At 63.2% G+C, this 1410-nt stretch carries 1 protein-coding gene; it reads left to right on the forward strand.

Annotated elements, in window-relative coordinates; all coding sequences use genetic code 11:
• Positions 1-91: 91 nt before the first annotated feature.
• Positions 92-1354: an argininosuccinate lyase gene (argH, locus tag SO140_RS45840; RefSeq protein WP_498544184.1), complete on the forward strand. Its 1263-nt coding sequence runs from the start codon at positions 92-94 to the stop codon at positions 1352-1354.
• Positions 1355-1410: the final 56 nt, after the last annotated feature.

Below are 1410 nucleotides of genomic sequence, written 5' to 3' on the forward strand. Positions count from 1 at the left end.
GCCCATTTATACGCCCCATCCCCCTCCCCTCATGGTTCCTCTTCGCCACACTCATTTCTAACAGCTAAACCGAGTTCACCACCCTGCTTTTTTGGCCTGGTCGAAGGCGCTGGTGACCGTTAACGTGTTGACGGCAACGGAGCAACAGCAGCTGGAGCAGGCGCTGAATGCCTTGCTGGCGGAAGTCCAGGCCGATCCTTTGGCGATCGTCCAAAGCGATGCCGAAGACATCCACAGCTGGGTGGAGCAGAAGCTGATCGAGAAGGTCGGTGACTTGGGCAAGAAGCTGCACACCGGCCGCAGTCGCAACGATCAGGTCGCGACCGATCTGAAGCTGTGGTGCAAACAGCAGATCGGCGATCTGCATCAGGCGATCGTCCAGCTGCAGCAGGCGCTGGTGGAGACCGCCGAAGCCAATCAGGATGCGGTGATGCCGGGGTATACCCACCTGCAACGCGCCCAGCCGGTGACTTTCGCGCACTGGTGCCTGGCCTATGTCGAGATGCTGGCGCGCGATGAGAGCCGACTGCAGGATACCCTGAAACGGCTGGACGTCAGCCCGTTGGGCAGCGGCGCGCTGGCCGGCACTGCGTATCCTATCGATCGCGAGCAACTGGCCGGCTGGCTGGGCTTCGCCTCGGCGACCCGCAACAGCCTGGACAGCGTATCCGATCGCGATCACGTGCTGGAGCTGCTGTCCAACGCCGCCATCAGCATGGTGCACCTGTCGCGCTTCGCCGAAGATCTGATCTTCTTCAACAGCGGCGAGGCGGCGTTTGTCGAGCTGTCTGACCGCGTGACCTCCGGCTCTTCGCTGATGCCGCAGAAGAAAAACCCGGACGCGCTGGAGCTGATCCGCGGCAAGTGCGGCCGCGTACAGGGCGCGCTGACCGGCATGATGATGACGCTGAAAGGCCTTCCGCTGGCGTACAACAAAGACATGCAGGAAGACAAAGAAGGGCTGTTCGACGCGCTCGACACCTGGATGGACTGCCTGCAGATGGCGGCGCTGGTGCTGGACGGCATTCAGGTGAAGCGCCCGCGCTGTCAGGAAGCGGCGGAGCAGGGCTATGCCAACGCCACCGAGCTGGCGGATTACCTGGTCGCCAAGGGCGTGCCGTTCCGCGAAGCGCACCATATCGTCGGTGAGGTGGTGGTAGAGGCGATTCGCCAGGGCAAACCGCTGGAAGCGCTGCCGCTGGCGGATTTGCAGCAGTTTAGCGCGACGATTGGCGACGACGTCTATCCGATCCTGGCGTTGCAATCTTGCCTGGACAAACGTGCGGCCAAAGGCGGCGTCGCGCCGCAGCAGGTGGCCGCGGCAATCGCCGCAGCGAAACAGCGTTTAGCTTGAGGACGATAAGGGCGGCCTGGTGCCGCCCTTGCACCTCTACCCCGCCAGGCGTGCGC

The organism is Bradyrhizobium sp. UFLA05-108 (genome assembly GCF_059803455.1).